Consider the following 17,784-nt stretch of genomic DNA (forward strand, 5'->3'; position numbering starts at 1 on the left):
TGTGAGCACCTCTACATTGACCTTCCCTGATCGCGTCAATCACCTGACGAACGCCGACCTGCATTGCCACTCCAAGGTGTCCGACGGCACGCTGGAGCCGGAAGCGCTGGCGGCGCGGGCCAAGGCCAATGGTGTGACGTTATGGGCATTGACTGATCATGACGAAGTGGCCGGGCAGCAGCGCGCGCTGGACGCGGCGCTGGCGCTGGGCCTGCCCTATTTGACCGGCGTCGAGGTGTCGGTCAGCTTCGCGGGTCAGGTCGTGCACATCGTAGGCCTGGGCTTTGATCACCACAACGAGCCCTTGCTTGCGGGCTTGCGCGCCACCCGCGGCGGGCGCGAGCAGCGCGCGCGTGAGATGGCGGCAGGTTTGGCTCAAGTCGGCATCAAAGACGCTTACGAAGGCGCGCTGAAGTATGTCGGCAACCCGGAGTTGATCTCGCGCACCCACTTCGCGCGCTTTCTGGTCGAGGCCGGCCATTGCAGCGATATCTCCGAGGTGTTTCGCCGTTACCTCACCGAAGGCAAGCCCGGTTATGTCGAGCACCGTTGGGCACGCCTGGGCGACGCAATGCGCTGGATTTTGGAGGCCGGCGGCCAAGCGGTGATTGCCCATCCGGCCCGCTACAGCTTCACGCCAACCGAAGAATATGCGCTGATCACCGAATTCATTGCCCACGGCGGACGCGGCATCGAAGTCGTCACCGGCAGCCACAGCGACGCCGATGCGGCCAAGTACACCGAGACCGCCCTGGAATTCGCCTTGCTCGCCTCGCGCGGCTCCGACTTTCACTCGCCCGAGGAAAGCCGCACCGACCTGGGACAACTGAAGGATTTGTCGGGACGCTTGAGCCCGATCTGGCAACTGTTGGATACGCGCATCCATTGGCCGCCGGCCGCGCGGCAGTAGGCGCTATTTGAGCCAGCGGCGGTACACAATTGCCGCATGGCCCAATATTTCGAAGTTCACCCCGAAAACCCGCAGCAACGCTTTCTCAAACAAGCGGCGCAAATCATCAATGCAGGCGGCATCGGCGCAATCCCGACCGACTCCAGCTACGCCTTCGTCTGCCGCCTTGACGACAAGACCGCCGCCGAATCGCTGCGGCGCATTCGCGGCATCGACGACAAGCATCACCTGACGCTGCTGTGCCGCGACCTGAGCGAGTTGGCCAGCTACGCCCGCGTCGACAACAGCCAGTACCGCCTGCTCAAGCTGGCAACGCCGGGTCCTTTCACCTTCATTCTGGAGGCCACCAAGGAAGTGCCGCGCCGGCTTTCTCACCCCTCGCGCCGTACCATCGGTCTGCGCGTGCCCGAGCATCGGGTCACGCAGGAACTCTTGGCCCTGCTGGGCCAGCCCTTGTTGGCAACTACGCTGATCGCCCCCGGCGAGACCGAACCGATGAACGACGCGCGCGAGATCTCGGATCGTTTTGATCGCTTGCTGCAAGTCATCGTCGATGCCGGGGCCTGCCCACTTGAGCCCACCACGGTGATTGATCTGACCGGCGAAACGGCGCAAATCATTCGATTGGGTCGCGGCGATCCAGTTACGCTAGGCCTCGCTACAGATTAATCCCCAAAAAAACTGCGCAAGAAGTGCTCAAGAAGTTTGGGGGGCAGTCGATGTAGCTTTGGTCTACCGTAATCCACATGGGGTGGAACGGAAACGCCGCCGGCCGCGGCACGGAAGAAAGCGCTCCCATGAACTTCCTTAGCAAGCTGCGTATCAGCCAGCGCCTGGCACTGAGCTATGGTCTGCTGATTATTTTGCTCACCATCATCGGTGGCTACGGCGCATACAGCGCCAACCGCCTCGCCAAGGACTTGGATCAAACCGCCAAGCAAAGCCTGGTCAAAATCGCCGCCGCCAACGGGCTGGAAAGTCAAGTCAGCATCGTGGCCCGGGCCTCCCGCGACCTGCTGCTGCTGGACTCGGCAGGAGCGATCAAGAAGCAAAAAACACTGATCGACGGTGCCTTGCAAGAGAGTGAGAAGCAACTCGCGGCGCTGCTCAGCAACCCCGAACAAGGTCGCGAGACCGAGCTGCTCAGTCAAATCAAGGACGCTCAGGCCAAGTTCTTCGCCTCGATCGCCAAGTTCCGCAAGGTTCAAATTGACGGCAGCCCCGACGAAGCCCGCGAAAGCCTGATCACCGATGTGCGTCCGGCCCAGCAAAGCTATCAAGACGGGCTCAAAGGCCTGGTCGATCTGCAGTTCGAGAACGCCAATGAATTGGCTGTTTCGGGCGGCGAGCTGGCCCGCAATTCGGTCTTGGTGACCGTGATCTTGGTCATCGCCGCAGTCTTGATCGGCAGCTTCGGCGGCTTGGCGATTGTTCGCTCCATCACTGTGCCTATCAAGCAGGCTCAAGCCGCCGCGGAAGCCATTCGCAATGGTGATCTGACCCATCAATTCGAAGCCGCCGGCTCTGACGAGCTGGGGCAGATGCTGGACTCGATGCAAGCCATGCAGCAGGCCTTGGCCGGGGTGGTTGGCAGCGTCGGCGCGGCAGCCAACGACGTCGCGGAGAGCACTGGGCAAATCGTCAGCGGCAATGGGGATCTGTCAGACCGCACCGCTCGCTCGGCCTCCAGCCTGCAAAACACCGCCGCCTCAGTCGAAGAGATAGCAGCCAATCTGAGCGGAGCCAGCGAGCTGACCCGCAAGGCCGCAGGTATTGCCACCAAGGCCCGCAACTCGGCTTCGGCCGGCGGCAAGGTGGTGTCGCAAGTGGTTGCCACCATGCAAGAAATCAGCGCCAGCTCGCACAAGATTGGCGACATCATCGGCGTGATTGACGGCATCGCCTTCCAAACCAATATCTTGGCGCTGAACGCAGCCGTTGAGGCGGCCCGTGCCGGCGAGCATGGCCGCGGCTTCGCCGTGGTGGCGTCCGAAGTGCGGGCGCTGGCCTCACGCGCAGCCGGTGCCGCCAAGGAGATCAAGGTGCTGATTCAAGAGTCGACCGTCAAGGTTGAAACCGGCACCGCCTTGGTCAACAATGCCGGCGTCACCATCAGCAGCGTCGTCAACGAAGTCAATGACATGGGCAAGTTGATCGAGGAGATTTCGCACTCCGCGCAAGAGCAAGCCACCGGCGTTGGCGTGGTCAATCACTCGATGAACGAGTTGGACCGCAGTACCCAGCAAAACGCTTCTTTGGTCAGTGCACTGAGCAAGTCCACCGAGGCCTTGACCAGTTCCTCTTCGCGACTCTTGGAAGCGGTTGGATTTTTCCGTGTTCACTGAGGCGATCAGCAGCCATAATCAATTAGCACTACGCAAGGATAGCAATGAGCCTCATCACTTCATTCCTGCCCAAAATTTCGCGCTCGGGCCTGGGCCTGATCGGCGCTGTGTTGATCGCTGCCAGCGCCATCGCAGCGCCGCCGCCCAAGGTCTTGAAAAAAGTCCCGCCGGAATTCCCCGCCGCCGCCGTCAAGAAAGGCGTCACCTCGGGCACCGTGAAGGCTCAGTTGGCGATTGCCGCCGATGGCAAGGTCACCGAGGTCACCATTCTGGAAACCTCGTCGCCCAAACTATTCGACCGCGCCGTGATTGAGGCGCTGATGGAATGGCGTTTTGAAGGCAGTGGCGAAAAACGCACACATGAAATGACGCTGGTGTTCAACGAATGAACCCGCATCGGTTTTAACGATCAATTGATTGAAAAGAGGCCTAGCCTAGGATCGCAATGAGAAAAAACAACACTCCCCTGACTTCATGGCTTCGCGCCGGCCTGGGCTTGCTCAGCGCATTGCTGATCGCCACCAGCGCGGTCGCGGCGCCCAAGGTGCTCAAGAAAGTGCCGCCGGAGTTTCCATCGGCCGCCACCAAAAAAGGCGTCACCTCAGGCTCAGTGAAGGCGCAATTGCAGATTGGGCCCGACGGCAAAGTCACGGATGTGGTGATTCTGGAAGCCACCCCGCCCAAGCTGTTTGACAAGGCCGTGGTCGAGGCCTTGATGGAATGGCGCTTTGAAGGCAACGGCGAAAAGCAAACTCACGAACTCAAACTCGTCTTCAACAGCGAGGACTGAGCTCGCACTGATGAAGCCGGGAGGCTTCATCAGGCTAGCTCAGGCTTGGGCGCGATACCAGCGGCCAAGCTGAGGCCGCGCCCCTAAGCCTTCGCCCCAGCCGTCAGCAACTCCACCATGCGTTGCTTATCAAAGCCCACAATGCGCTGACCCCTGACCAAAAAGGTCGGTGTTCCAGGCGACATTTGGGCACGATACAAATCGGCACAAGCAGCATTGGTCTCGATGAAGCACTCGCTATAGCTGATGCGCTCGGCATCCAGCCAGGTGCGCGCACGGCGGCAAAAGACGCAGTCGGTGCTGGACAGCATGACGATGTCGCCAGGCTGCACCGAAGCCCGCAGCTTCTCCGCCTGAGCGCGCGCCTGCCAGTCTCGGGCCGCTTGCGAGCCGCCCAAGACCAGCAAAACAATCACCAGCAAAGGCGCGTACTCGCGCAGCTTGGCCAAAAAGCGCGTTTTGACGCTCAGTGCTGGCAAGGATTCTGACGCGGGCTCGTGCATTCGAAATCTCAAGCGTCAACAGCCTCGCGGGTCAAACCGCAGCCGTCACCACAATCTCGACCTTCCACTCGGGTCGGGCCAACTTGGCCTCGACCGTGGCGCGTGGCGGCGTGTGGCCGGGCACGACCCACGCATCCCAAGCGGCATTCATGCCTGGGAAGTCGGCCAGGTCGGCGATGAAAATCTGTGCCCGCAAGATCTTGGTCTTGTCGCTGCCGGCCCGGGCCAGCAAGGCATCAATGGCCGCCAAGACCTGACCCGTCTGGCCCGTGATGTCTTGGCTGGCATCTTCCGGCACCTGGCCAGCCAAATACACGACGCCGTTAAAAACCGCCATTTCGGACATACGGGCGCCGACGTCAAATCTCTCGATACTCATTTCAGTTACCTTTTTTCTTCGGATGCTTGTGGGAATGACCATGGGCGTGAGGGCCCACACCATGGGGATGCTTCTTGCTGCTGTCGGCCGGCGGCACGGCGCCGCTGGCTTTTTGCCCAAGTCGGCTTTCGGTACCCTTGAGCAGCTTTTTGATGTTCTCGGCATGGCGCCACACCAGCAGCAGGCCAATCACGACCAAGACGCCGACGATGGGGCCGGCACCCCAAATCAACATTTGATAGATCGGCGCAAAAGCGGCCGAGACCAGCGCCGCCAGCGAGGAATAGCGCGAAAAGTAGGCAATGATGACCCAGGTCGCCAGCGTCGCGGCGCCCAGCAAAGGGTTCAAAGCCATGATCACGCCGGCCGCTGTCGCCACACCCTTGCCGCCTTTGAAGCGGAAGAACACCGGCCACAAATGCCCTAGAAAAGCCGTCAGGCCCACCAAGGCAGCCGTGCCCTCGCCCAAACCGAAGCGTGCACCGAAGATCAACACCAGTAAAACCGCGACGTAACCCTTCAAGGCATCAAACAAAAGCGTCAGCACGGCGGCCACCTTATTGCCCGAACGCAGCACATTGGTGGCGCCGGGATTGCCCGAGCCGTAGCTACGCGGATCGGACAGGCCCATCACACGGCTGATGATGACGGCAAAGGACAGCGAGCCGCAGAGGTAGCCGAATACGCCGGCCAGCAGGGGGAAAAGTAGATCTTGCATGGGGCGCTATTGTGGCCGCATTGCGCTTAAAGTTTTCTCGATACATCCAACAATGCGGGCGAGCACGCAGTGCGCCTAGTCTGCACCGGCGCAGCTGACCGCCTTGGCCTGCAGCAGTTCGGGCAAGATTTTCGGGTCAATGCCGACCAAAAAACCGCGTCGCCCGCCATTGATACAGATGCCGGGCAGCTCCAACACGGTCGCCTCCACAAACACCGGCATTGCTTTGCGCAAGCCAAAGGGCGAGGTGCCACCGACCAAATAGCCGCTGTGGCGCTGCGCCACTTCGGGCTTGCAGGGCTCGACCTTTTTGCAAGGGATTTGGCGCGCCAAAGCCTTCAGGCTGACCTGCGCGTCACCGTGCATCAGCACGATCAAGGGATGCGCCTTTTCGTCCTGCATCACCAGCGTCTTGATCACGCTATGTTCAGCAACACCTAGCTGACGCGCCGATTCAGCGGTGCCTCCGCGCTCCACATAATCGTAAACATGCTCGGTAAATGCAATTCTGTGTTGCCGCAAGAACTGCGTCGCCGGCGTCTCGCTGACATGGGTGGGTTTCTTGGCCATGCACCGATTTTCACCGATCTACCGGCAGGCTTGCGCGCTGCAGGCAGAATCGAGCCTCCCTAGCCCGCTCATCGCTGCCCCAATGATTAGTCCTAAGCCCGAACTCACTCGCACCATGCTCGCCATCCTGAGCATCGCCCTGCTGATGTTCACTTCGCTGTGGATACTGTCGCCCTTCATTGGCGGCTTGATCTGGGGCACGATGATCGTCGTGGCCACTTGGCCGATGATGCTCGCCCTGCAACGGCGCTTGTGGGGGCGGCGCAGCTTGGCGACCTTGGTGATGGTGGGCTTGCTCTTGCTGGTCTTGTTTGTGCCGCTGACGATCGCGCTGAGCACCGTCATATCCCATGCCGACCAGGTGGTGGCGATGGCGGGCTCATTGAGCGTATCCGATCTGCCGCAGCCGCCGGCTTGGCTGGCTTCGGTGCCGCTGGTAGGTGAGAACCTGGCTGTTGCCTGGCACAGGATCACGGTCGACGGCATCGCGCCGCTGGTGGCCCTGGCCAAGCCCTATCTGGGCGTAGCGCTCAGATGGACGGCGTCGCAGGCCGGAAGTTTGGGCCTTGTTGGCCTGCAGTTTCTATTGACCGTGGTCTTGGCCGGCATTTTGTACAGCAAGGGCGAAATCGCTGCCCGCACCGTGCGCGGATTTGGCCGGCGCCTCGCCGGCGAGCAGGGCGACGCGGTGATCACCCTGGCCGGCCAGGCGATTCGCGGCGTGGCGCTGGGCATCGTCGTGACGGCCCTGGTGCAGTCGGTGCTGGGGGGCCTGGGCCTGTGGGCCGCTGGTGTGCCGCTGGCGAGTTTGTTGACGGCCGTGATGCTGATGCTGTGCCTGGCGCAGATCGGCGTCGTGCCGGTGCTGCTGCCTGCCGTGGCCTGGCTTTACTGGGGCGGAGACAACCTTTGGGGCACGCTGCTGCTGCTCTGGACCATGGTAGTCGGCACCATGGATAACTTCTTGCGCCCCTGGTTGATCAAGAAAGGCGCCGACTTGCCGCTGCTGCTGATTTTTGCCGGCGTCATTGGCGGCTTGTTCGCCTTCGGCTTGGTCGGCCTTTTCATCGGGCCGGTGGTGTTGGCGGTCACCTACACCTTGCTGAATGCCTGGATCGGGGACGCCTTGCCGGCAAGCCAAGCCCCTGCCGATGCACAGGGTCCGGTCAAAGACCCGCAGCCTTGAAGCTGGCACCCCGTACCTCAAAACGCAGCTGCTGCAAGACTCGCCCCCGCTCGTCCAACAAGCGCAGCACGTGTCGACCGGGCTGGGGAGCCCAAGCCAGATGGCTGCCGCGCCCCAAGAATTTGCCGTTCAGCTCCCAACGACCTGCCTGACCTTCAAAGCGGATCTTCTGAGCCGCTGGCGGGATGTCGGGGTCGAGCGCGTAGATGCTGCCATTGAGTGGGTTGCTGATGCCCAGTCCCTGGTTCGAGCGTTGCTGAGCCGTGGCCCGCATGCGGGTCTGCTCGGTGCCTCGGATAAACCATTCCGGGCGCGCCGGCTCGCGCTCGGCCTCAAACTCGACGCGCTGCTGCACCAGACCAATGGGCGCTTGCGGCGCCCTTGAGGGCTGAGCCCGGTGCAAATAGCCGGCCAGCTTGGCCCATACGGGTGCGGCCCCGCTAACCCCGCTGACCCCATGCATGGCCTCGCCGCTGGCATTGCCGACCCACACGCCAATCGTGTAGCGGGAGGTGAAGCCCAGACACCAGTTGTCGCGCATGTCCTTGCTGGTGCCGGTCTTGACCGCCGCAAAGCCGGCGCTGGCCAGCACGCTGTCGAAGCCGAAGGTGCGAGCACGGGCGCTGTTGTCGGCCAAGATGTCGGCGGTGATGAAGCTGGCCGCCGCTGTGCTGACGCGCCTCGGCGCGGCGTTGGCGGTGGGGCTGGAGGAATTGGAGCCGGCGCGCTGATTCAAAGGCACTGGGCTGTATTGCCCGCTATTGGCCATGCTGCGGTAAGCATTGCTCAGCGCCAACAAGCTGACATCCGAGCTACCCAGCGCCAGCGACAGACCGTAGAAGCCGCTGGTCTCGGGCAGCGCCAGGCCCAGCGCATTGAAGCGATCGAACAATGCTTCGGCCCCTAACATCGCCGTCAAGCGCACGGCCGGCACGTTCAAGCTATTGCCCAGAGCGCTGCGCGCCGACACAAAGCCTTTGAACTCGCGGTCATAGTTCTGAGGCAGATACAGGCCGGCCGGCGTGCTGATCTGCGTTGGCGAGTCATCCAGCAAGCTGGACGACGTGATCAAACGTTTCTCCAAAGCCAGCTGGTAAATGAAGGGCTTCAAGGTCGAGCCTGGCTGGCGGCGTGCCAACACCCCGTCCACCTGCGCTGCACTCGATAACGCTCCGCTGGAGCCCACCCAGGCCAGCACCTGGCCGCTGGCGTTGTCCAGCACCAGCAGGGCACCGTCTTCAACATTGCGACCGGACAACTCAGCGAGCTGCTGCTTCAACAGCGACATGGCATAACGCTGCAGCCCCGCTTCAAGGCTGCTGCGCTGCAGGGCCGGACCATCCGCGCGCAAGAACTGGCGGGCGAAATGCGGCGCCAGCTGCTCGCCCAGCAGCATGGCCGGGCGGCGCGCCAGCAAGGCCTCGGTGTCGCCTTTGAGTGCCTCACATTGCGAGTCTGCGCTGCGGCCCATCAGCTGCAGCAAGCCACAAGCCCGCTGGGCCAGCAGCGCCGGCGCGGCATTGGGGGCGCGCAGCATGGCCGCAGCCAGCGCCGCTTCTTCCGCGTTCAAGCCGCTCGGGTGTTTGGCGAACAGGGTCTGCGCCAAAGCGTTGATGCCGACCACCTCGCCCCGAAGAGGCACGCTGTTCAGATAGGCCTCCAAAATTTGCGCCTTACTCCAGCTGCGCTCCAGCTGCCCTGCCAGCACGACCTGGCCCAGCTTTTGCGAGAGGCTGCGGCCGGCCGCCGGGCGGGCCAAGCCAGCGTCGATCAAGCCGGCCAATTGCATCGTCAAGGTCGAAGCTCCGCTGGTTCGGGTGTTCCACAGATTGCCCCAGGCGCTACGCGCCACCGCCGACCAATCGACGCCGCTGTGCTCGTAAAAACGTTTGTCTTCGCCCAGCAACAAGGCCTGCAACAAGGCCGGAGACACCTCCTCCAGCGCCACCCAGGCCAGCGCGCGGCGCTGGTGATCCAGGCGCAATGTCTGCAGCGCTTCGCCGTTAGCCGCCAGCAGCGTGAAGTCAGACACCCGGTGCGCCGCGCGCACTTGCTCGAAGCTGGCTTGCGCCCAAGCCGGCATGGCCAGGCCCAGCGAAAGACCGAGCCCGCAAACCCAGCGTCGAATCAAGGGGCCACCTCCAAGACCGCTTGCGGCAACTCGCCAAACTGCTCAGGTGCATAGAGCGCCTCGGCGCGCGTGCCTGGCAGCATGAAGCGGCCGGCATTGTTCAGGCGCACGGTGTAGCTCAACTCATGCTTGCCACGCGGCAAGAAGTCGAAATAGCCGCGCCAAGCCTCAAAGCTGCGTTCGATATAGACCGGCCGGCGCCCGAGCGGCGCCGGCGCACTGGCCTGGCTTTGCAAGGCCAGGCTCGAATCTCCGCCCAGGCCCGAGCCCATGATGGCCGCCCCGGCTGGCAAGGGGTCGGACAGCACCACCCAGGTCATATCGCTTTGCGCCTCAAGCTGCAGACGCACCCGCAGCAAGTCGCCGCGCGACCAGCGCCCCGGCACTTTTTGCTCGAGCGGCTGCAGCTCGCGCGTGATCCTGTAGCCCGCATTCAAGGGCTCTTTCAAAGGCACAGCCGCCAGCGATTGAATAGTCACCCAGGGCTTGCCCGCACCTTGTTGCTGCAGCTTCAGCTGACCCTCGCTCCAAGGCAGCAGCAAAGCGGCCCCGTCGGGCTTATGGGCCCAGTCCTGCTTCAAGCTCTGGCTGCCCAGCGACACCAGCGTCTGCCCGGCCGGCTTGACCGACTCAAACTTCTCAGCAAACTTATCCAGCGCCAGCACGCCCCAAAGATTGGCCGTGGTGGTGGCCCACGCGCCTTGGCGCTGGCGAGCCAAGAGGCCCTGCACCATGCGCGGCAGCTCGGCGCTCCAGGCCGGATCATCCAGCGCCGCCAGAGCCAAGCGCGCGGCGTTGCCGTCGGCGCTGTCCATCAGCCACCACCAGGCGTCATCCTCTTCGTTGCTGAACTTCAGCATCGTGCCGGCATAGCTGAGCCGGCTGCGCAGCATCGCTTGCGCCTCGTTGATGCGCTGTTCGCGCTGCGGCGCCTTGGCGTTGCGCGTCAGGAGGCTGAGCCAATCGATCACGGCCGCCGTCGGCCACGTGCTGAGATTGCGCGCATCGACGCTGGCAAAGCCACTCGCGCCGACGCGGCCGTAGCGCGCCAAAGCTTCCAAGGCGGCCAAGCGCCGCACCTCGCCGTCCAGCTGCGCGCTGCGCGGCGACCAGCTCTTGCGCACCAGGCGTCCCTCGACAAAGGCACTCAAGCCGTCCAGCATGCGCTCGCGCGCCGCCGCCGGCAGCTCGCGCCCGGACGCATGTGCGGCCGCCAGCACATAGGCCGTCAGCCTGTCGCTGCCGCCGGCCCGCTCGCCCTCGGTCGGCGGGAAGAAGTTGGCCAGCCCATCCGCATCCAGATAGCCGGGCAGGCGGTTCATCAGCGCCTGCCAGCGCGCGCCGTCATGCAGGCCAATCGCCTGCGAGGTCTGCTGCTCCAGGCAGCTGTAAGGGTAGGTCTCGAAAAATCGCTTGAGCCCCGGCAAGTCTCCGCCCAAGCGCGCTTGCAAGACCACATTGACGCCGCCCCGCTTGGGGCCGCTGGGAGGCCAGGCGTCGGCCGGTGGCGCCACAGCCAGGCTCATGCTGCCATCGACTTGGCTCAGGCTGGCTTGCAAGACCTGCACCTTGACTGCAGGCAGCACGCGCTGGCTGAATTTGAGCCGATCTCGGGCCGGCCCGCCGACCTCCTGTGCCTGCGCTTCCCACTGCAGATCGCCCGCGCCCTCGGGCACCTGCAGCTGCCAGAGCAATTCGCTCGCCGCGCCGGCGGCCAAGCTCAGGTCTTGCGCCGGTGGGTTCTTGATCTGAGCGCCGCCTGGGCTACTGCCCTGCAAGCTAACGCGCAACTTCATGGCCCGGTTGCTGCTATTGCGCAGCGTCAGCGCGGCCTGGAACTGATCCCCCTCGCGCACCAAGGGCGGCAGACCGGACAGCAGCTGCAAATCCTGCGTCACCCGCACCGAGGCTTGGCCGGTGCCAAATTTTTGCGCGCCCGCATCGGCCACCGCCACCAAGCGGAAGCTTGTCAGCGAGTCGTTCAGCGGCACCTCGATCACCGCCTCGCCATTGGCATCCAGCAAGACCTGTGGCCGCCACAGCAGCAAGGTATCGAAGAGCTCGCGCGTCGGCGCGCGCCCGCCGCCCCCGCCCGCCGCCACCGCCTTGCGGCCGTAATGGCGCCGGCCAATGATTTCACTCTGCGCGGTGGCCGTCTCGACGCCCCAGCCGCGGCGCTGAATCAGCGCTTGCAACAAGTCCCACGACGCATTGCCGCGCAGCGCCAGCAAGCCCTCATCAACCGCCGCAAACGCCACTTGCGCGTCGGCCAGCGGGCGGCCGTCTTGGCTCACCTTGACGCGGGTCTGCACGGTCTGGCGCACGCTGTACTGCGGCTTGTCGGTCGTCACCGTGACTTGCAGCTGATGTTCGGCCAAGCCCACTTGCAGCTCGGTCACGCCGAGTTTGAAAGACGGCTTGGCCAGATCCACCATCGCCGTCGGCGCAGGCATGGCGCGGCCCTCGCGGAAGGCGCGCCACCAATCCACCGGCGCGCGCCAGCCCCAGCGGAAAAAGGAATACCAAGGCACCTCAAACACCCGCCCGCGCAGCGCCAGCACGCTGACATAGACGTTAGGCGCCCAGGCCTTGTCGATCTTGAGCTCGATGCTGGGGTCGCTGCCGCGCAGCGTCACGACCTTGGTTTCGATCACGCCCTCGCGCTCCACCGCGACCAGGGCTGTCGCCTCGCGAAACGGCATGCGCACCTGCAGCCTGGCCGTTTCACCCGGCTCGTAACGCTTCTTCTCGGCCAAGACATCGATACGGTCGTCATTGTCTTGCGGGAACCACAACTCGCCTTGGCGGGTCAGCCACACCTGGCTGGCGGCTTGCGCTACGCGGCCCTCGGCGTCCGAGGCTTGCGCCACCAGTTCCACCTCGCCCGCCACGTCCAGCTTGGCCTCGCAGGCCAACAAGCCTTTGTCGTCGCTGCGGCCGCTGCACACGACCCCCAGCGGCTTCACCTCGTTGCGGTTGTCATAAGCATAAAAGCCGCCGACCATGCGTTTGCGCGAGCTGATCATTTGATTCAGGCTCGCCTTCACCTCGATGCGCTGGCCGGCTAGCGGTTTGCCCGCCGTGTCCACGGCCAAGACGCTGAAGCTGAGCTTGCCCTCGGCATTGCTGACCCAGCCCTTGCTGCGCAAACCCAGCACGACTTGGGAAGGCCACAGCGGCAGTACTTGCGCCACCGTCTTGGTTTCGCCATTCGGGTCTTGATAGCTCAGCTCGGCCAGCAACTCACTGGCGCGCTCAATCTTGGGCAAGGGCTTCAACAAGAACTCGGCCGCGCCATTGCGGTCGCTCAGACCGGCTAGCTTGTCTATGACCAACTTGCCGTCGCGCTGAACCGCGTGGCCCTCGCCTTGTGCGCCCTCTCCTTCGGGCTCTTGATAGACAGGCTCGCCCCCATTCGCGCCGCGCTCGCGCGGCGGCTCGAAGGAGAAGTCCTCGAAGCCGGCAAAGCTCAGGCCGCGCGGCCGCAACAAAGCGCTGAGTTTGAGCGGGGCCTGGGCCAAGCCGCCACCCGCCATATAGTTCAGCTGCGCCGTCATGCGCAGCTCGCGCGGGGCTACCGGCAAGGCCTTGGGGCCACTCAGGCGAGCATCGATCAGGGGTACGCGGAACTCCTCAACCCTGAATTCCCCGCTGGGCCAGCTACGGCTGTGCGAAGCCTCAGCCCTGCTCCGCTCCAAGGTGATCTGGTAGCTGCCCAGTTTGGCATTGGCCGGGATTTGCCACTGCGACAGGCTGCTGCGCGCCGTCGGCCAAGTCAGCGGCAAGCTGATCTGCTCACCGCTGCCTTGATGGGTCAGCTTGACGCGGTCAGGCAGTTGTTCGGGCCGGGCCAGGCGCAGACCTTGCAGCGTCTGCAGCCGAAAGAAATGCTTCATTGAGACCGTCTCGCCGGCGCGCAGCAAGCTGCGATCCAAGACCGTGTGGGCTCGCGCATCGGGTTCGGGGCCGTTCGAGGTCGGCAGGCCGAAACGCCAGTTCTCGATGCCTCGGTTCCAGTTGCTGAACACAAAGGCCATATCGCCGGGCTTCTTGATGTCGGCATCGGCCTTGCGGGCGGTGATGAAGAAACCCCGCTCCGCCACGCAGCGCCGGTCATTCCAGTCCGGCTGCACCAGCGCCAGCGGTATTTTTGCCAAGCCCTGCGCATCGCTGCGCCCACTCCACAGCGGCTTGCCGGCGCAGTCATTGACGACCACGTCCGCCTGCGGCACCGGCTGGCCGCGGTCCAACGTGGTCACCCAAACCAGGCTGTTCTCGCGCCCCCATTTGAAGTGCACGCCCAGATTCGTCACCAGCACGCCGGTGCGCACATACATCGCGGCGTCTTTGTCCAGCAAGGAGCGCCCCAGCTTGGCCGAACTCAGCTCGACCACGTGATAGCCGGGCTCGGCCAAGGGCAGGCCTATCACCTCAAAAGGCCGCTCTTGCCCTTGCACCGCGCCAGGCAGGGGCGGCAGCGCCAAGACCTGCGTGGCTTGCTGGCGCGGCAGCAACTCGACCTCGCGCGAGTGCACATAGCGCGTGCTCAACTGGCTGCGCGTCCTGCCGGCTTCATCCACGGTCTTGACCGTCTCTTGCCATTGCGAGGGCGGCAAGCCCAGCTCGCGCGCAGACAGCGACACCTCGTGGGTATGCATCAGCTTGGCGTACCAGGCCAGGACCTCGGCGTCGGTCTGCAAGCGCTTGATGCGGATCTCACCCGGCGGCGACTTGGTGGGCCGGTCGGTGGCATGCCAGTCGGCCTGCACATGGCGCATCGTGATCGGCAGCAAGGCCGCACCGCCAGCGTCCCGCTCAAGCACGCCAAAAGGTGCAGCCGCAAACTTGGCCAGCGGCGGCGCGGCAGCGGTCGCCACCTTGAGCGGGAAGCTCGCAGCATTGCTCAGGGCGCGGCCACTGAGGTCTTTCAAGCCTGCCGGCAGCTCCAGCGTGAATTGGGCGTTTTCGGCCAACGGGGCAGGAAAGCGCAGTTCGCTCAACTCGGGCGTTTTATCGTCCGCCGCCAGCTTGGGCGCCAGAGCAGCACCACTCGCCGCACCATTCGCCGGGCCACCCGCAGGCCTCAAGCGCACTTGCAGCGCCAACTCGCGCGCCACCGGTTCGCTGAACACCAAGCGCAGCGGCCGCACCGGAATGCAAGCTGCATTGGCGCGCTCGCGCTCGCAAGAAAAATCCGCCGTGAAGGGGCGGCGCACCTGGAATTCAAAACGCTGCGTCGCCCCCGCATTGCCGTGGCTCCAGACCAGTTGCAGCTTGGCGCCGGCGGGCAGCGGCCGCTGGCAATGCAGCAACCAATGGCGCCCCTGACTCTTGCTGAGCCGCTGCGAAGCCAGAACCTTGGCGAGCGTGGCTTCGTCGGCAAGCACCGCAGGCAAGCGTTCGCCCAGGCCCTCGACCTCGCACCAAGCGCGCTGGCCAACATCGGCCGCACTCAGGCTCCCGTTGAGCTTGAGCAAGAAATGCTGATCTTCTTCAATCTGGCTGTCCGCCCAAGGCTGGGTTTGCAGCACGATGGCCGCGCCGGTTCTGAATCCGAATTCACGCGGGCCAGTCAAGGCGCCGCCCAGAGGCTTGAAATCGTCTTTCAACAAAATCTGACATTGCATGCCCGCCGCCATGGGCTCGTTCAGGTCGAACAGCCACTCCCGAGCGCTGGCCCAGCGCCCGCTGCCGCCAACCTGGGCGGCGCCCGTTGCACCCGTGCAGCGCAGCGAGGCCGGCGCTGGCAAGCGCGGATCTCCGGCGGCCACCACCGGCTCGGAAAAGCCCAGTCTGATTTGCCTGACTTCGGCCACTTCGCCGCTGGGGCTGACGGCAACAGCCGCCGCATGGGCCGGTGGCCAGGCCAGCGGGCCGAATATCGCCGCCAACAAAAATGCCCGTCGAGATAACTGACCAATCCAGCGTTTCATCTGCCCTCCCAAGCCTTGCTGCTGCACGCCCAAGTCTAGTGCCTGCTTGGGGCTGCCTGCAGGTAGCGCAATGGCAAGGCGCAAGCAATAGAAAAGCCCTCAAGCTGAGCGCCCCTCAAACGAGCGCCCACAAAAAACCCGGCCAAGGCCGGGTTTAACTTGGGCGACGATCCAAACTCAGGGCTTGTTGCCTGTTGGGAAAGGCCAAGCGGCTTGTGGGCTCAGAGCGGTCTTCGCTGCAGGTGCGGCTGCGGCCGGCTTGGCAGCTGCTTTTTTAGCGGCAGGCTTGGCGGCTGGCTTGGCAGCTGCCTTGGCTGCTGGTTTAGCTGCTGGCTTGGCGGCTGGCTTAGCTGGCGCCTTGGCAGGAGCCTTGGCTGGAGCTTTAGCGGGAGCCTTCTTGACGGGCGGGGTCTCCTTCTTGGCTGGCGTTGCAGGCTTCTTTGCAGGAGCTGCAGGCTTCTTCGCAGGCGCAGCGGCCTTCTTGGCTGGAGCCGCAACCTTCTTGGCTGGAGCAGCTGCATTCTTCGCAGGTGCAGCAGCCTTCTTGGCTGGAGCAGCAGCTTTCTTCGCAGGAGCGGCAGCCTTCTTGGCTGGAGCAGCGGCCTTCTTGGCCGGTGCAGCTGCCTTCGGTGCAGCAGCCTTCTTCGCAGGTGCAGCGGCCTTCTTGGCTGGAGCGGCAGCCTTCTTGGCCGGCGCTGCTGCCTTAGGTGCAGCCGCTTTCTTCGCAGGTGCGGCAGCCTTTACGGGAGCTGCGACCTTCTTGGCCGCAGGGGCCGCCTTGGGTGCAGGTACGGCCTTTTTGGCCGGAGCCTTCTTTGCAGTTGCCATTTTCAGTTCTCCTTGATCAAGTGGAAAGAGCACTGCCTGCATGGCCTAGACCGGTGCAGCGCAGTTATTCACCACCCAGATGTCGCTTAAGGTTGGCGCCCCGGTGCGGTGAATTGGGTTGTTGGCTGAACAAAACTTCAGCCAACGAATCTTCTTTAATCAACAACAAACTGGAACAGCGCTGACAAAGGCTCCAAGCCCTTGCCGACTCAGTCCCAGGACAAAGCGCCACCGGATTGGTATTCGATGACGCGGGTTTCGAAGAAGTTGCGTTCCTTCTTCAGGTCAATCATTTCGCTCATCCATGGGAAGGGGTTCTCCTCACCAGGGAAGAGTTCTTCCAAGCCGATCTGTGTCGCACGCCGGTTGGCGATGTAGCGCAGATAGCCCTTGAACATCGATGCATTCATGCCCAACACGCCACGTGGCATGGTGTCTTCGGCATAGGCATATTCCAGATCAACCGCCTTCAGGAACAGCGCCTTGATCTCGGCCTTGAACTCGGGCGTCCACAGATGCGGGTTCTCCAACTTGAGTTGGTTGATCAGGTCGATGCCGAAGTTGCAGTGCATGGACTCATCACGCAAGATGTACTGGTACTGCTCGGCCGCACCTGTCATCTTGTTTTGACGGCCCATCGCCAGGATCTGCGTGAAGCCGACGTAGAAGAACAAGCCCTCCATCAGACAAGCGAAAACGATCAGGCTCTTGAGCAGCGTTTGATCATTCTCGGGCGTGCCGGTATTGAAGTGCGGGTCCATGATCGCGCCGATGAAGGGGATCAGGAACTCATCCTTGTCGCGGATCGACTTGACCTCGTTATAGGCATTGAAGATCTCGGACTCATCCAGACCCAGCGACTCAACGATGTACTGATAAGCGTGGGTATGGATCGCTTCTTCAAAGGCCTGGCGCAGCAGGAATTGGCGGCACTCGGGCGCAGTGATGTGGCGGTAAGTACCCAGCACGATATTGTTGGCGGCGAGCGAATCGGCGGTGACGAAGAAGCCGAGATTGCGCTTGATGATGCGGCGCTCGTCTTCGCTCAAGCCATTCGGGTCTTTCCACAAGGCGATGTCGCGCGACATATTCACTTCTTGCGGCATCCAGTGGTTGGCGCAAGTGGCGAGGTATTTTTCCCAGGCCCATTTGTATTTGAAAGGCACCAACTGGTTGACGTCGGTCTGGCCGTTGATGATGCGCTTGTCGGCGGCGTTGACGCGGCGGGCGGGCGCGGCAGGAGCGGCAGCCGGGCCGAATGCAGGGGCATTCGACGTTAGGGACGCGGCCGCTGTCGCAGCAGCATTGCCAGTCCCAATCGATGAAGGAAATACGGTGGCAGTCGGACCGGCGTTCGCAGCGGGGCTGGGCGCGGGGTTCGCGACATTCGCGGGTGCTTTTTCAGCGGGCTTCAGGTCTTCTTCCCAAACCAACATAGTCTGTTTTCCTATCGAGTCGAATTATCAGAGTGTTGCGTTCAAACACCAAGGA

At 63.3% G+C, this 17,784-nt stretch carries 14 protein-coding genes; 6 read left to right on the forward strand and 8 right to left on the reverse strand.

Annotated elements, in window-relative coordinates; translation table 11 throughout:
* Position 1: 1 nt before the first annotated feature.
* The 5 genes from LNV08_RS20675 (at position 2) to LNV08_RS20695 (ending at position 4,045) form a co-directional block, all read left to right on the forward strand.
* Positions 2–910: a 3',5'-nucleoside bisphosphate phosphatase gene (locus LNV08_RS20675; protein WP_263535633.1), complete on the forward strand. Its 909-nt coding sequence runs from the start codon at positions 2–4 to the stop codon at positions 908–910.
* A 36-nt stretch (positions 911–946) separates the two neighbouring features.
* Positions 947–1,579 (forward strand): L-threonylcarbamoyladenylate synthase, encoded by a 633-nt coding sequence (locus LNV08_RS20680; protein ID WP_263535634.1) that lies wholly within the window; start codon positions 947–949, stop codon positions 1,577–1,579.
* A gap of 128 nt (positions 1,580–1,707) precedes the next feature.
* Entirely contained in the window at positions 1,708–3,255 is a 1,548-nt protein-coding gene (locus LNV08_RS20685) for a methyl-accepting chemotaxis protein (protein ID WP_263535635.1), read from the forward strand.
* 44 nt (positions 3,256–3,299) lie between these two features.
* On the forward strand, positions 3,300–3,644 hold the full coding sequence (locus LNV08_RS20690) for an energy transducer TonB (protein ID WP_263535636.1): 345 nt from the start codon (positions 3,300–3,302) through the stop codon (positions 3,642–3,644).
* A 56-nt stretch (positions 3,645–3,700) separates the two neighbouring features.
* Positions 3,701–4,045 carry an energy transducer TonB gene (locus tag LNV08_RS20695; RefSeq protein ID WP_263535637.1) on the forward strand — a complete coding sequence of 115 codons (345 nt, stop codon included), beginning with the start codon at positions 3,701–3,703 and terminating at the stop codon, positions 4,043–4,045.
* A gap of 83 nt (positions 4,046–4,128) precedes the next feature.
* Here the strand turns inward: LNV08_RS20695 and LNV08_RS20700 are convergent, their stop codons facing one another.
* From LNV08_RS20700 to ybaK, 4 genes are all read right to left on the reverse strand, one after another.
* Entirely contained in the window at positions 4,129–4,548 is a 420-nt protein-coding gene (locus LNV08_RS20700) for a glutaredoxin family protein (RefSeq protein ID WP_263535638.1), read from the reverse strand.
* Positions 4,549–4,579: 31 nt separating this feature from the next.
* Complete coding sequence (locus LNV08_RS20705; protein WP_263535639.1) at positions 4,580–4,927, reverse strand: RidA family protein; 348 nt, start codon at positions 4,925–4,927, stop codon at positions 4,580–4,582.
* Position 4,928: 1 nt separating this feature from the next.
* The gene (gene plsY, locus LNV08_RS20710) at positions 4,929–5,645 is read right to left on the reverse strand and encodes a glycerol-3-phosphate 1-O-acyltransferase PlsY (protein WP_263535640.1); all 717 of its coding nucleotides are present in this window, start codon (positions 5,643–5,645) and stop codon (positions 4,929–4,931) included.
* 75 nt (positions 5,646–5,720) lie between these two features.
* Positions 5,721–6,215, reverse strand: a complete 495-nt coding sequence (gene ybaK / locus LNV08_RS20715) for a Cys-tRNA(Pro) deacylase (RefSeq protein WP_263535641.1) — start codon at positions 6,213–6,215, stop codon at positions 5,721–5,723.
* An 82-nt stretch (positions 6,216–6,297) separates the two neighbouring features.
* On the opposite strand from ybaK, the gene ydiK reads away from it, so the two are divergent.
* Positions 6,298–7,401, forward strand: a complete 1,104-nt coding sequence (ydiK, locus tag LNV08_RS20720; RefSeq protein WP_263535642.1) for an AI-2E family transporter YdiK — start codon at positions 6,298–6,300, stop codon at positions 7,399–7,401.
* Here the strand turns inward: ydiK and pbpC are convergent.
* The 4 genes from pbpC to LNV08_RS20740 form a co-directional block, all read right to left on the reverse strand.
* The gene (gene pbpC / locus LNV08_RS20725; RefSeq protein WP_263535643.1) at positions 7,382–9,532 is read right to left on the reverse strand and encodes a penicillin-binding protein 1C; all 2,151 of its coding nucleotides are present in this window, start codon (positions 9,530–9,532) and stop codon (positions 7,382–7,384) included. The two genes, ydiK and pbpC, sit on opposite strands and share 20 nt — an antisense overlap.
* Positions 9,529–15,465 carry an alpha-2-macroglobulin family protein gene (locus LNV08_RS20730; protein ID WP_263535644.1) on the reverse strand — a complete coding sequence of 1,979 codons (5,937 nt, stop codon included), beginning with the start codon at positions 15,463–15,465 and terminating at the stop codon, positions 9,529–9,531. Before LNV08_RS20730 ends, pbpC begins: the two co-directional genes overlap by 4 nt.
* Before the next feature lie 177 nt (positions 15,466–15,642).
* A complete protein-coding gene (locus LNV08_RS20735) occupies positions 15,643–16,293 on the reverse strand; it encodes a histone (RefSeq protein ID WP_263535645.1) in 651 nt (216 codons plus the stop codon).
* Between the two features lie 209 nt (positions 16,294–16,502).
* Positions 16,503–17,729, reverse strand: a complete 1,227-nt coding sequence (locus LNV08_RS20740; RefSeq protein ID WP_263535646.1) for a ribonucleotide-diphosphate reductase subunit beta — start codon at positions 17,727–17,729, stop codon at positions 16,503–16,505.
* Positions 17,730–17,784: the final 55 nt, after the last annotated feature.

Source organism: Paucibacter sp. TC2R-5, from assembly GCF_025717605.1.
GTDB classification, from domain to species: Bacteria; Pseudomonadota; Gammaproteobacteria; order Burkholderiales; family Burkholderiaceae_C; genus Paucibacter_A; species Paucibacter_A albus.